Source organism: Streptomyces sp. B1I3 (genome assembly GCF_030816615.1).
Taxonomy (GTDB): domain Bacteria; phylum Actinomycetota; class Actinomycetes; order Streptomycetales; family Streptomycetaceae; genus Streptomyces.
In genome coordinates, this window is record NZ_JAUSYD010000001.1 from 1445293 (window position 1) to 1458053 (window position 12761).

At 72.5% G+C, this 12761-nt stretch carries 11 protein-coding genes; 7 read left to right on the forward strand and 4 right to left on the reverse strand.

All coding sequences use genetic code 11. From position 1 onward, the window contains the following. Window positions 1-2: 2 nt before the first annotated feature. Window positions 3-851 (forward strand): formate dehydrogenase accessory sulfurtransferase FdhD, encoded by an 849-nt coding sequence (gene fdhD, locus QFZ58_RS06790; protein WP_307124002.1) that lies wholly within the window; start codon window positions 3-5, stop codon window positions 849-851. A 99-nt stretch (window positions 852-950) separates the two neighbouring features. Here the strand turns inward: fdhD and QFZ58_RS06795 are convergent, their stop codons facing one another. Then, window positions 951-1991 (reverse strand): bile acid:sodium symporter family protein, encoded by a 1041-nt coding sequence (locus tag QFZ58_RS06795; RefSeq protein WP_307124003.1) that lies wholly within the window; start codon window positions 1989-1991, stop codon window positions 951-953. Window positions 1992-2107: 116 nt separating this feature from the next. Between QFZ58_RS06795 and QFZ58_RS06800 the strand changes: the two genes are divergently transcribed. The 4 genes from QFZ58_RS06800 to QFZ58_RS06815 all read left to right on the forward strand — a co-directional run bounded on the left by QFZ58_RS06800 (window position 2108) and on the right by QFZ58_RS06815 (window position 6583). Further along, window positions 2108-3001: a LysR substrate-binding domain-containing protein gene (locus QFZ58_RS06800; RefSeq protein WP_373428527.1), complete on the forward strand. Its 894-nt coding sequence runs from the start codon at window positions 2108-2110 to the stop codon at window positions 2999-3001. A 266-nt stretch (window positions 3002-3267) separates the two neighbouring features. Next, window positions 3268-5067, forward strand: a complete 1800-nt coding sequence (locus QFZ58_RS06805; RefSeq protein ID WP_307124004.1) for a long-chain fatty acid--CoA ligase — start codon at window positions 3268-3270, stop codon at window positions 5065-5067. 135 nt (window positions 5068-5202) lie between these two features. Next, the gene (locus QFZ58_RS06810; protein ID WP_307124005.1) at window positions 5203-6036 is read left to right on the forward strand and encodes an aldo/keto reductase; all 834 of its coding nucleotides are present in this window, start codon (window positions 5203-5205) and stop codon (window positions 6034-6036) included. 76 nt (window positions 6037-6112) lie between these two features. Then, on the forward strand, window positions 6113-6583 hold the full coding sequence (locus QFZ58_RS06815) for an RICIN domain-containing protein (protein WP_307124006.1): 471 nt from the start codon (window positions 6113-6115) through the stop codon (window positions 6581-6583). Window positions 6584-6593: 10 nt separating this feature from the next. Here the strand turns inward: QFZ58_RS06815 and QFZ58_RS06820 are convergent, their stop codons facing one another. Next, complete coding sequence (locus QFZ58_RS06820) at window positions 6594-7586, reverse strand: class I SAM-dependent methyltransferase (RefSeq protein ID WP_307124007.1); 993 nt, start codon at window positions 7584-7586, stop codon at window positions 6594-6596. A gap of 532 nt (window positions 7587-8118) precedes the next feature. Between QFZ58_RS06820 and QFZ58_RS06825 the strand changes: the two genes are divergently transcribed. Beyond that, window positions 8119-9081: a LysR family transcriptional regulator gene (locus tag QFZ58_RS06825; RefSeq protein WP_307124008.1), complete on the forward strand. Its 963-nt coding sequence runs from the start codon at window positions 8119-8121 to the stop codon at window positions 9079-9081. Between the two features lie 32 nt (window positions 9082-9113). Here QFZ58_RS06825 and QFZ58_RS06830 read toward each other — a convergent pair whose 3' ends face one another. Continuing rightward, complete coding sequence (locus tag QFZ58_RS06830) at window positions 9114-9419, reverse strand: 4a-hydroxytetrahydrobiopterin dehydratase (protein ID WP_307124009.1); 306 nt, start codon at window positions 9417-9419, stop codon at window positions 9114-9116. A gap of 58 nt (window positions 9420-9477) precedes the next feature. Here QFZ58_RS06830 and QFZ58_RS06835 point away from each other — a divergent pair, with 58 nt between their 5' ends. After that, a complete protein-coding gene (locus QFZ58_RS06835; RefSeq protein WP_307124010.1) occupies window positions 9478-10296 on the forward strand; it encodes a helix-turn-helix domain-containing protein in 819 nt (272 codons plus the stop codon). A gap of 102 nt (window positions 10297-10398) precedes the next feature. Here QFZ58_RS06835 and secD read toward each other — a convergent pair whose 3' ends face one another. Next, window positions 10399-12726 carry a protein translocase subunit SecD gene (gene secD / locus QFZ58_RS06840; RefSeq protein ID WP_307124011.1) on the reverse strand — a complete coding sequence of 776 codons (2328 nt, stop codon included), beginning with the start codon at window positions 12724-12726 and terminating at the stop codon, window positions 10399-10401. Window positions 12727-12761 lie beyond the last annotated feature (35 nt).

Here is a 12761-nt window from a genome sequence, read left to right on the forward strand (position 1 = left end):
CTATGGGACGGGTCACCGAGCGCCGCCGCACCATCCGCATCCGGGACGGGGCGGTCACCACCCGCCCCGACACGCTCGTCGCCGAGGAGCCCCTGGAGATCCGGCTGAACGGCAGGCCGCTCGCCATCACGATGCGCACCCCCGGCGACGACTTCGCGCTCGCGGCCGGTTTCCTGGTGAGCGAGGGCGTGATCGGTGCGGGCTCCGAGGTGCAGTCGATCGTGTACTGCGCCGGGGCGACGGCCGATGGAGTGAACACGTACAACGTCGTGGACGTGCGGCTCGCGCCCGGCGTCGTGGTCCCCGACATCACCCTCGAACGCAACGTCTACACCACGTCCTCCTGCGGGCTGTGCGGCAAGGCCAGCCTCGACGCCGTCCGCACCACGACCCGCCATCCCGTCGCCGACACTCCCCCGGTCCGGGTGACGCCCGCGCTGCTCGCCACCCTCCCCGACCGGCTGCGCGAGGCACAGCGGGTGTTCGACCGGACCGGGGGCCTGCACGCCGCGGCGCTCTTCTCGGAGGAGGGCGAGCTCCTCGACGTCCGGGAGGACGTCGGTCGCCACAACGCGGTCGACAAACTGGTGGGGCGGGCCCTGACGGACGACCGGCTGCCACTCTCCCGGGCGATCCTGCTCGTGTCGGGGCGCGCCTCCTTCGAACTGGCGCAGAAGGCGGTGATGGCCGGGATCCCGATGCTCGCCGCGGTCTCCGCTCCGTCGTCGCTGGCCGTGGACCTCGCGGCCGAGAGCGGACTGACCCTCGTCGGCTTCCTGCGGGGCCCGTCCATGAACGTGTACGCGGGTGACCACCGCATCGCCCTGGAGGCGACGGTGGGCGGGCGCTGAGGCGCCCACCCGCTGCACGGGTCAGCGGACCGGCCGGCGGGGAGCGCCCCCTGCGCCGGCCGGCCCCTACCCCGGTGGGCTCGGCCCACCGCGGCGCGCTCAGCCCACCGCGACGGGCGCGGGCGACACCGGCTCCTGCCCGGGCAGCGGGTCGCGCGAGCGACGCTTGGCGATCACCGCGCAGACCATCAGCTGCATCTGGTGGAAGAGCATGAGGGGCAGCACCGCCAGGCTCGCGTGGGCGCCGAACAGGACGCTCGCCATCGGCAGCCCCGCGGCCAGGCTCTTCTTCGATCCGGCGAACTGGATCGCGATCCTGTCCCCCCGCCCGAAGCCGAGCCGCTTCGCCCCGTACCAGCTCAGCGCCAGCATGAGGGCGAGCAGCGCCGCCTCGGCGGCGACGAGCGCACCGAGCCGGAGCGGGGTGACCTGGTGCCACACGCCGGTGACCATGCCTTCGCTGAACGCCGTGTAGACCACGAGCAGGATCGATCCCCGGTCGGCGTAACCCAGTGCCTCGCGGTGCCTGGCGATGAAGCCGCCGACCCAGCGGCGCAGGAGCTGCCCCGCCAGGAAAGGCACCAGGAGCTGCAGGACGATCTTCATCAGGGAGTCCGCCGAGAAGCCTCCCGCGCCGCCGCCGAGCAGGAGCGCGGCGAGGAGCGGGGTGAGCAGGATGCCGGCGAGGCTGGAGAAGGATCCCGCGCAGATCGCCGCCGGCACGTTGCCGCGGGCGATGGAGGTGAAGGCGATCGAGGACTGGATCGTCGACGGGACCAGGCACAGGAAGAGGAAGCCGTCCTGGAGCTGCGGGGTCAGCACGTACGGGACGAGCCCGTGGCTCGCGAGCCCCAGCAGCGGGAACACCACGAAGGTGCAGGCCAGGACGGTGACATGGAGCCGCCAGTGCTTCAGCCCGTCCAGTGCCTCGGTGGTGGACAGGCGCGCCCCGTACAGGAAGAAGAGGAGGGCGACCGCCCCGGTGGACGCGCCGCCTGCCACATCGGCGCCGGCGCCCGACGCGGGCAGCAGGGCCGCGAGCACCACCGTGCCGATCAGCGCCAGGATGTACGGGTCCACCGGCAGCCAGGACGGCGGCTTCGGTGTTCGGCGGATACGGCGGCTGGTGCGGCAGCTCATGTGCTCCGTGCTCTCTCGGCGGGGTCGTGTCCTCCCCATCGTGCTCCGCTCCGGGGCGATCGGGAATCCGGTACACCGCTCTGACTGCCATCACGGATCGCGATAACCTGTGCCATGTGTACGACCCCGTCCAGCTCCGGACCTTCCTGGCAGTCGCCCAGACGCTGAGCTTCACCCAGGCCGCGCGCCGGCTCGGCGTCCGGCAGTCGACGGTCAGCCAGCACGTGCGTCGCCTGGAGGCGGAGGCGGGCCGCCAGCTGTTCAGCCGGGACACGCACCGGGTCGACCTCACCGAGGACGGCGAGGCCATGCTCGGGTTCGCCCGCACGATCCTGCAGGCCAACGAGCGGGCGGCGGCGTTCTTCGCCGGGACGCGGCTGCGCGGGCGGCTGCGCTTCGGGGCGTCCGAGGACTTCGTCCTGACCCGGCTGCCGGAGATCCTGGAGTCCTTCCGGCGCGAGCATCCCGAGGTCGATCTCGAACTGACCGTGGAGCTGTCCGGGACGCTGCACCGGCAGCTGGCGGCGGGCCGGCTGGATCTGGTGCTGGCCAAGCGGCGGACCGGGGACACCCATGGCGAGCTGGTGTGGCGGGACACGCTGGCCTGGATCGGTGCCCCGAACCTGCGGATCGATCCGGAGCGCCCGCTGCCGCTCATCGCCTTCCCGCCGCCGGGCATCACGCGGGCGCGGGCCCTGGAGGTGCTGGAGGAACACGGCAGGTCCTGGCGGTTCGCCTGTACGAGTACGAGTCTGAGCGGTCTCGTCGCGGCGGCCCGTGCCGGCCTGGGCGTGATGGCGCACACCCGTGGGCTGATCCCGCCGGGCCTGGCCCCGGTACCCCCCAGGGCGGGGCTGCCCGACCTCGGTGACGTGGACTTCGTGCTGCTGCACGGGCGGAGCAGGGACGCCGCCCAGGAGGCGGCCGGCGCGCTGGCCGCGGCCGTCCTCGCGGGAGCGGACCGGCTGCACCGCGGGCCGGTCGTGCCCGCGCACCCGGGGGGCGCGTAGCGGCCCGGTGCACGACGGCGGATGCGGCGGGTCGTGAGCGCGGGGTACAGATTCGGTGGAGATTCCCGCGCCCGCTACTTACCCCGTGGTCAGAAGTGCGCCCGGGCCTTGCCCATCTGGCCTGATTTTCTGTGGCCGGCCTGTGCGGATGTGATGGTTTCCGGATACTTCGGACTCTCCCGCTACCGCTCCGTGTGGGGTAGCGTCGCGGCGCCGTGCGGAGCGCCACAAGGAGCAGGTCATTGCGCGAGTTCACTGTCCCACCCATGGCCGCTGCCCCTCAAGTCGGCGGTCTTGCCGACACCGTCTTCGACCACGCCGAGACCGATCCGCACCGGGTCGCCCTCGGCCGCAAGGACGCGGAGGGACGGTGGCACGACGTCTCCGCGGCCACCTTCCGCGACGAGGTCATGTCCCTCGCCAAGGGGCTTATCGCGCACGGGGTCCGGTTCGGCGACCGGGTCGCCCTGATGTCCCGTACGCGCTACGAGTGGACGCTCTTCGACTTCGCGCTCTGGGCGGTGGGTGCCCAGTCGGTGCCCGTCTACCCGACGTCGTCGGCCGAGCAGGTCCTGTGGATGCTGCATGACGCCGAGGTCGCGGCCGTCATGGTGGAGCACGAGGACCACGCGATGACGATCGGCTCGGTGATCGACCGGCTGCCGCACCTGAAGCGGCTCTGGCAGCTGGACGCGGAGGCGGTGACCGAGCTCGTCCAGGCCGGGGTCCAGATCGACGACGAGGTGGTGCACCGGCACAGACGCGCCGTGACGCCCGAGTCGGTGGCGACCGTCATCTACACCTCGGGCACCACCGGCCGCCCCAAGGGTTGTGTGATCACGCACGCCAACTTCATGTTCGAGGCCGACACCATGGTCGGCCGCTGGCACCCGGTGTTCCACTCCAAGCCGGGTGAGGAGGCCGCCACGCTCCTCTTCCTGCCCCTGGCCCACGTCTTCGGGCGCATGGTGGAGATCGCGGCGCTGCGGGGCCGGGTGAAGCTGGGCCACCAGCCCGAGCTGTCGGCGAAGGCACTGATGCCCGACCTGGTGGCGTTCCGGCCCACGTTCATCCTGGCGGTGCCGTACATCTTCGAGAAGGTCTTCAACGGCGCACGGCGCAAGGCGGAGTCGGAGGGGCGGGCCGGGCCGTTCGACAAGGCCGTCGACATCGCGGTGAAGTACGCGGAGGCGATGGAGGAACGGGCCTTCGGGACGGGCCCAGGACCGTCGGCCGGGCTGCGGATGCAGCACCAGTTCTTCGACAAGGTCGTCTACAAGAAGGTCCGCGACGCGATGGGCGGACGGGTCAGGCACGCGATGTCGGGCGGATCCGGCATGGAGCGGCGGCTGGGTCTGTTCTTCGCGGGGGCGGGCGTCACGGTCTACGAGGGCTACGGCCTCACCGAGTCGACCGCCGCGGCGACGGCCAATCCGCCCGAGCGCACCCGCTACGGCACCGTCGGCCAGCCGATCCCGGGCTCCACCGTGCACATCGCGCAGGACGGGGAAATCTGGGTCCACGGCGCCAACGTGTTCTCCGGTTACCTGGGCGACCCCGAGGCCACCGCCGCGGTGCTGCAGGACGGCTGGCTGGCCACCGGCGATCTCGGCGCGCTCGACGAGGACGGTTATCTGACCATCACCGGGCGCAAGAAGGAGATTCTGGTGACGTCCGGCGGCAAGAGCGTGTCGCCTGCCGGACTGGAGGAGCGGGTGCGTGCGCACCCGCTGGTGGCGCAGTGCATCGTGGTGGGCAACGACCGGCCCTACATCTCCGCGCTCGTGACCGTCGACCAGGAGTCGGTGGACCACTGGCTCGCCATGCAGGGCAGGGCGCCGATGCGGGCCGCCGACCTGGTGCGCGACCCCGATCTGGAGATGGAGGTCCGCCGGGCTGTGGTGGCCGCCAACACCGCCGTGTCACAGGCCGAGTCCATCCGGACGTTCCGGATCCTGGCGCACCAGTTCACCGAGGAGCACGGCATGCTCACGCCCTCGCTGAAGCTGAAGCGGAAGGCGATCGAGACGGCGTACGCGGCCGAGGTCGACGCACTCTACCGCTGAGTCCGGACCGTCCCTGACGCTACATCAGCCGTTTTCGCCGCGCGCGTTCATCCCTTCCCCGCAGGTGGGAATGCCTGGGCTTCGTCGATCGTTCCCCTGGGGAGTACCAACCGACGACGTAAGGATCGACCGCTCGTGAGCCAGGTCCCCTCCATCACCCTGAACAACGGCCTCGAGATGCCGCAGCTCGGCTTCGGTGTCTGGCAGGTGCCGGACGACGAGGCCACGACGGCCGTGGCCACGGCCATCGAGTCCGGGTACCGGAGTATCGACACCGCCGCGATCTACGGGAACGAGGTGGGCACCGGCAAGGGCGTCGCCGCCTCCGGTGTACCGCGCGAGGAACTCTTCATCACCACGAAGCTGTGGAACGCCGACCAGGGCTTCGACTCCACGCTGCGCGCCTTCGACGCCTCGCTGGACAAGCTGGGTCTGGAGTACGTCGACCTCTACCTCATCCACTGGCCGCTGCCGGTCAAGGACGCGTACGTCGACACGTACAAGGCCCTGGAGAAGATCCACGCCGACGGCCGCGCGAAGTCCATCGGTGTGTCGAACTTCCTGCCGTCCCACCTGGAGCGGCTGATGGGCGAGACCTCCGTCGTGCCCGCGGTCAACCAGATCGAGCTGCACCCGCAGTTCCAGCAGGCGGAGTTGCGCGCCTTCCACGCCCGGCACGGCATCGTCACCGAGGCCTGGTCGCCGCTGGGGCAGGGCAAGGGCCTCGGGGTGCCGACCGTCGCCGCGATCGCGCACAAGCACGGCCGGACCCCGGCCCAGGTGGTGCTGCGCTGGCACCTGCAGACCGGCCACGTCGCGATCCCGAAGTCCGTGACCCCGTCGCGGATCGTGGAGAACCTGGACGTGTTCGGTTTCGAGCTGGACGCCGACGACCTGGCCGCGTTCGCGGCCCTCGACGACAACCTGCGCATCGGCGCGGACCCGGCCGTGTTCGACGCCGGCGCCTGACGCGCACGACACGGAGCCCTCGCCGCGGATACGGTGAGGGCTCCTCCGTCATCACCTACGCCGAAGGAACCGGACCATGAGCGGGGACACCGCGCCCGTCGTCGAGGCGGGTCCGCACCGTCTGCGCAATGTGGGCAGCGGGCTGCTGCTCGAGGTCGCCGACGGCTCCATGGCCGGCGGAGCCGACGTCCGGCAGGGCAAGGACAGCGGCGCCGCCTCCCAGCACTGGCACCTCAGCCCTGTCCATGAGGGCGCCGCACTGTTCCACCTGGTCAACGCGCACAGCGGAAAGCGGCTGGACGTCGCGGGCGCCTCCACGGAGAACGGCGCGAACGTCCAGCAGTGGAGGGCCAACAACTTCGGCGCCCAGGAATGGCTCATCGAGCGGCATCCGGAATCACCGGGCACGGTGACGCTGGTCAGCTTCGTCAGCGGCCTCCTCCTGGAGGTCGCCGACGGGGCCAACGAGGACGGTGCCGACGTGCGGCAGTGGGAGGACACCGACTCCCCCGGCCAGTGGTGGCGGCTGGAGGCCGTGCCCGCCTGAGCCCGGACCGTCAGGACCGGGCCCGCCTGGCGACGTGCACGGTCCGCACGGACAGGGTGAACACGTCCTGGCGCCGGCGCAGGCCGGCGGGGTCGGCGGGGTCGAGCAGCCGGTCGAGCGTCGCGACGTCCTCGTCCGTGAGCAGGTCGGTGAGCACCTCACGCCTACGCGTGAAGTCCGCCACCGCCCGGTCGAGGGCCACCCCGCCCAGCGGGGCCGGGAGATCGAGCAGGAAGCTGCGGGCGCCCTGGGGTTCCAGGCCCACGGCCGCGAACAGGCCGCGCCAGTCCTCGGTCTCCCGCCGGGTGTCCGGCAGCGAGGCGCGCATGTCCTCGAACCAGTCCTCCCGGATCGCCTCGAGCCGCGTCTCCAGCCCCGGCCTGCCGATCCCGATGTCACGCGGGAGGTACCGGGCGGTCAGCCCGCCCTCGGCAAGGGCCACGGTGCCACCGGGACGGAGCAGAGCCGCGAAGCCCGCCAGCGCACCCCGCTGGTCACCGAGGTGGTGCAGGGTGTTGCCCGCCCAGATGAGATCGGCCTGGTCCAGCGTCCCGAGATCCCGTGGAAGGTCCGCGCGGACGGTGCGTACGCGCCCCGCCAGGCCGTTGCGCTCCGCGCGCGCCCGGGTGCGCTCCAGCAGGGCCGGGGTGCCGTCCACCGCGACGACCTCCGCCTCGGGGAAGACGCCGGCCAGCAGGCAGGTGATCACGCCCGGGCCGCTGCCGATGTCGAGGACCCTGCGCACCTGCGGCGCCGCGGGCAGCCCCGCGATCCAGCGGGCGGCCGCCTCGTACTGCGGAAGGCTCAGTTCGGCCTCCTGCTCGAGCATCGTGCCCATGACGCCCCAGTCGAAGTCATCGGTGTCATGGGCGTGCCCGTGCGCGTGTCCAGCGCTCAGCGCGCGCCCGGTGCCGTGATCGTGTCCGGCGCCCTGCGCCTGCCCGGTGCCGTGATCGTGGGCGGCGTGACCGGCGCCGTGGGCGTGTGCGGTGTGCTTGCTCATGGAACCAGCTTCCCCGCGAACGGTGCCCGAGGCGAGTTTTCTTGCTGTTCCGGCAAGCGGCTTTCCCATTGCCGCAGACCTGCGATCGGCGCCCCGCTCGCGAATCGCCAGGAGCCCGCTCAGCGCCGGAGGCCGGCAACCGGCACACCGGGTCGCCAGGGGGCGGTCGGGGCCGGGCCGTGCGGCGAGGTGGTCCGCCATGAGCCGGCCGGTCGCGGGTCCCGGCAGAACGAGCCGTGAGGTGTGGTGGCCACCCAGGACCACCCGGGCCGTCGGCAGCGGGGAGCCTGTGGTGGCCACCCAGGACCACCCGGCGTCCGCAGCGGGGAGCGGCCACGGGCCGTGGTCCGCGAACTCCTCCGCGCACGGCCCGGGCGGCGGCCGCGGCGCGGGGCCCCCACCCCCGGGTGGCGTCGTGGGCGGCGGCCGCGACGTCGCGGGCCGGCACGGGACGGGCCTTTATCGGGCGATCAGCGTGCAGAACGACCGGCTGCGTATTGCCGGTGACCACCGGCGGCCATAACGTGCCTGCATGGAGCTGGAGTTGCGTCATCTGCGCACCGTACGGGCCATTGCCGACACCGGCAGCCTCACCAAGGCCGCTGCCGCTCTGGGGCTCGCCCAGCCGGCGCTCAGTGCCCAGTTGCGGCGGATCGAGAAGGCGCTCGGCGGCCCGCTCTTCGACCGGGACCACACGGGGGCCCGGCCCACTCCGCTCGGCGAACTGGTCCTCGACCGGGCCCGGGTGGTGCTGCCCGCGGTGAGCGAACTGCAGGAGGAGGCGGTGCGGTTCGCCAACGCCCGGGCCACCGTGGAGCGTTTCCGGCTCGGCGGCACGCACGGCCCGCTGCTCGGCGGTCTGGTCGACCGGCTGGCCGCCGCGCACCCCACGGCGCCGGTGACGACGTACACCTCGTGGTCGGTGGCGGAGATCGCCTCGTTGCTGGTGGACGGCCGGCTCGACTTCGCCCTGATAGGTACCTGCGGGGAGAGCCCGCCGCCCATGGCGGACCGGCTCCTGTGGCAGGTCATCGGCATCGACCCCGTGTTCGTGATGCTGCCCGACAGCCATCCGCTGGCCGACGAGCCGGAGCTCGAACTCTCCGCGCTGGCGGGCGAGTGCTGGGCCGACGTGCCGGGCGACGGTTGTTTCGCCGACTGTTTCGCCACCGCCTGCGCGCGGGCGGGCTTCACCCCCGTGTCGGTCTACGAGACCGACACCTCCTCCGTGGTCCACCTGGTCCAGGTGGGCCGCGCGATCGGGCTGTGCCGGGCCACGTTCCCGCCGACGCCCGGCGTGGTGACCCGCCCCGTCGCCGGCTCGCCACTGAGCTGGCGCCATCTGCTGGGCAGGCATCCTCGGTCCCCCGCCGCCGAAGCCGCGGCCGGTGCGGTGAGCGGGCACACCCGCTCCGCGTACGCGCAGGCGGTGCGGCGGAGCGACAGCTACGTGCGCTGGCTCGCCGCTCATCCCCGCTTCGGACCGGCGCTCTGACACGTGGCGCCGGTCCGTCGTCCCGGGTGCGGTTACTGCGCGCCGTGCCCCGCGGCGACCGCCTCCACCCGCCGGGCGAGTGCCAGGTCCTTGCCGGTGACCTTGCCGCCCGCGTCGTGCGAGTTCACGGCCAGGCGCACGGTGTCGTAGCCCAGGGTCAGGTCCGAGTGGTGGTCGAGCTCGTCCTGGATCCGGGCGACGTGGACGGTCATCGCGGCCGCGGCGAAGTGCGAGGGGAGCCGGTAGGTGCGGGTGATCCGGTCCCCTTCCAGCCGCCAGCCGGGCAGGTCACGCAGCCCGGTCTCGATGTCGTGCGCGGACAGCGGCTCAGGGGGCATGAGTGGCTCCTGTGTGGGGCGTTGCGGACAGCAGTGACCGTGACGCTACGGTCTTCCCATGACGACTGTCGCGCTCGACACGGGGGTAGGGCCGCTACTGCGCGGCTGGCGGGAGCAACGGCGGATCAGCCAGCTGGAGCTGGCCCTGCGCGCGGATTCCTCGGCCCGGCACATCTCGTTCGTCGAGACGGGCCGCGCGCGTCCCAGCGAGGAGATGATCCTGCGGCTGGCCGAGCACCTCGACGTCCCGGTCCGGGAACGCAACGCCCTGCTGGTGGTGGCCGGTTACGCGCCCCGCTTCGGACAGACGGCGCTCGACGACCCGGCGATGGACGCGGTACGCGAGGCCCTGGAGCGGCTCCTCCAGGGCTACGAGCCGTATCCGGCCCTCGTCGTCGACGCCACGTACACGGTGGTGGCCGCCAACAGGGGGATGCAGCTGCTGCTGGAGGGCGTCTCGCCGGAGTTGCTGGCCCCGCCGCTGAACGCCATGCGGATCACCCTGCACCCCATGGGCCTGGCCCCCCGCATTCTGAATTTGCCCGAGTGGCGTGCCGACCTGCTGGCGCAGATGGCGCGCCAGATCGCCCTGCACCGCTCCCCCGAACTCCGTTCGCTGTACGACGAGGTGGCGGCCTACCCCGTGTCCGGGCCGCCGGAGGACCGGGCGGCGGGCGGGGCGGCCGGGGCCGGCGCGGGGCTGCCGTCGCTCGCGCTGCCGTTGCGGATGAGCCACCGCGGGCGTGAGCTCTCCTTCCTCTCGTCCATCGCGACGTTCAACACACCGATGGACGTCACCGTGGCCGAACTCGCCATCGAGACCTTCCTGCCGGCCGACCGGGCCACCGCCGAGCACCTGCACGCGCTCATGGCGTGACGGGCCCGCCCGGCCTCTGCCTCCGGCGCACCGGTCCGGCCTGCCGGCCCGGCGGGGCCCGGCAGGCCGGACCGGCGGGGCCCGGCAGGCCGGACCGGTGCGCTACACCCGCGCCCCGTTGTCGAGCGACTTGCCGGGCCGCCGGGCGGATCCGGATGACGGGCGCCCCGGGCCCCGCTTCCGGGCCGGGGGCGGGGCCTTGCTGCTCCGTTCCAGGACGAGCGCTCCCGGGACGGCGGTCATGACGGAGGAGTACGTCCCCACGCAGATCCCGATGAGCAGGGCGAGGGCGAAGTCGGCGAGCGAGTCCCCGCCCAGCACCGCGAGGGCGATGAGGATGAACAACGCGCCCATGCCGGTGTTGACCGTGCGCGGCACGGTCTGCAGCACGGCCCGGCCGGCGATGTCGGCGATCGGTGCACGACGGTTCCTGCCCCACAGCTCGCGCACCCGGTCGAAGACGACCACCGAGTCGTTGACCGAGTAGCCGATGACGGTCAGCAGGGCGGCCAGGAAGATTCCGTCGACGGGACGCCCGAGCCAGGCGAAGGCGCCGATCAGGATGACGACGTCGTGGACCAGTGCGCCGACCGACGCCACCGCGAACGTCCAGCGGAAACGGGCAGCCAGGTAGGCGAGCTGGACGAACACGGCGACGGCCAGGGCGATCAGGGCGTTGCGCCGCAGTTCGTCACCGAGGCTGGGGCCGATCAGCTCGTCCCGCATCTTGGTGGCCTCACCCCCTTCCGCGGCGAGTGCTGCCCGCAGGGCGTGTTCCCCGTCGTCGTCCAGCTCCCCGACCCGTACGGAGAGGTCGCTCTCGCCCGCGGTCGTGACCTCGGCCGCACCGAATCCTGCGGCTGCGACGGCCTCGCGGGCGGTGTCGACGTCCACGGGCCGGCCGGTGGAGTACTCGACGAGCCGTCCCCCGGTGAACTCCACACCGAGATCGACGCCGCGGACGACGATGCCGAGGACGGCGACCGCGACGAGGGCCGCCGAGACCGTCAGCCAGCGGCGGGGCGACCGGAACAGGTGCGGGTCGCGGCTGTTCAGCCAGGTCCGGATCCGGCCCGGCCGGGCGATGCCGTTGACACCCGGGTAGTCGCGGACGAAGCGGCTGCCCGCCGCCGTCTCGGTGAGCGCGCGGGCGACGACGAGCGCGGAGAACATCGAGGCGATGACGCCGATGGCGAGCGTGACACCGAAGCCCTTGACCGGTCCGGAGCCGAGGAGGAAGAGCAGGCCGGCGGCGATGAGGGTGGTGACGTTGGAGTCCGCGACCGCGCTCCAGGCGTTGCGGAATCCGGCGGTCAGCGCGGAGCGCAGCGAACGCCTGGGGTGGGCCGCACTCTCCTCGCGGGCCCGTTCGAAGACGAGGACGTTCGCATCGACCGCCATGCCGATCGCCAGGACGAACCCGGCGAGGCCGGGAAGGGTGAGGGTGACTCCGAGGACGACGAGCGCGGCGTACGAGATCACGCCGTAGGCGGCCAGGGCGAGGGCGGCGAGCCCGCCGAAGAGCCGGTACATGAAGGTGATGAAGAGCGCGGTGGCCGCGGCCCCGATGAGGGCCGCCCGGGCGCCGGCGTCGATGGCGGCGGCGCCGAGGGTCGGGCCCACGGTCCGCTGTTCGACGACCTCCACGGGGACGGGGAGGGCGCCGCCCTTGACGAGCAGGGCGAGGTCCCGGGCTTCGGCGGCGCTGAAGGAGCCGGTGATCCGAGTGGATCCGGAGGGCAGGCCCACCTTGCAGCCGATCGACGGATCGACCTGGGGGGAGGAGATGACCTTCCCGTCGAGGACGATCGCGACCCGGCGCCGTTCGTCTCCGGCCGGGTGGCAGGCGGCCTCCGCGGTCAGGGCCGTCCACTGCTTGCCCGCGTTCTCGTGGAAGTCGAGCGACACGGTCCATCCCGCACCCTGCTGGGCGTCGAAGTCCGCGGTGGCGTCCTCGACGCCTGCGCCGGACAGCCGCACGGGGCCGAGAGCGAGCAGACCGCCCTGTTCGTCGGGCAGCGTCGGACCGGCCTTCGCCGTCCTGCCTTCCGTGCTCCCTTCCTGCTTCTGCGCGGTCCCCGGCCCCTGGACCGCGTGGAAGCCGAGCTGGGCGGTTCTGCCGAGCACATCGGCGGCCTCACGCGGGTCCTGGACGTCGGGCAGTTCGACGATGATCCGGTTCTCGCCGGAGCGGGTCAGGGTCGGTTCGGTGATGCCGAGTGAGTCGATGCGCCGGCGGAGCACCTCCAGGGTGCGTTCGGTGCTGTCGCGGTCCGCCTTCGCGGTGTCCGAGTCCTTCGCCTGCAGCACCATCCGGGTGCCGCCCTGGAGATCCAGGCCGAGTCTGGGTGACATGGTCAGCGTGATGAACACGGAGGCGAGCAGGACGGCGGCAGCCAGAACCGCTCGCACCGTGGTGGCGCGAGTCATGGGGATTCCTCCGGGAGGGCGTCGTCCGCCCTCCT

Coding starts and splice junctions, on each gene's coding strand:
- QFZ58_RS06830 (WP_307124009.1), bottom strand. CDS start 9,419: ATGCCCCCTGAGCCGCTGTCCGCGCACGACATCGAGACCGGGCTGCGT.
- QFZ58_RS06805 (WP_307124004.1), top strand. CDS start 3,268: ATGGCCGCTGCCCCTCAAGTCGGCGGTCTTGCCGACACCGTCTTCGAC.
- QFZ58_RS06825 (WP_307124008.1), top strand. CDS start 8,119: ATGGAGCTGGAGTTGCGTCATCTGCGCACCGTACGGGCCATTGCCGAC.
- QFZ58_RS06815 (WP_307124006.1), top strand. CDS start 6,113: ATGAGCGGGGACACCGCGCCCGTCGTCGAGGCGGGTCCGCACCGTCTG.
- QFZ58_RS06820 (WP_307124007.1), bottom strand. CDS start 7,586: ATGAGCAAGCACACCGCACACGCCCACGGCGCCGGTCACGCCGCCCAC.
- secD (WP_307124011.1), bottom strand. CDS start 12,726: ATGACTCGCGCCACCACGGTGCGAGCGGTTCTGGCTGCCGCCGTCCTG.
- QFZ58_RS06795 (WP_307124003.1), bottom strand. CDS start 1,991: ATGAGCTGCCGCACCAGCCGCCGTATCCGCCGAACACCGAAGCCGCCG.
- fdhD (WP_307124002.1), top strand. CDS start 3: ATGGGACGGGTCACCGAGCGCCGCCGCACCATCCGCATCCGGGACGGG.
- QFZ58_RS06835 (WP_307124010.1), top strand. CDS start 9,478: ATGACGACTGTCGCGCTCGACACGGGGGTAGGGCCGCTACTGCGCGGC.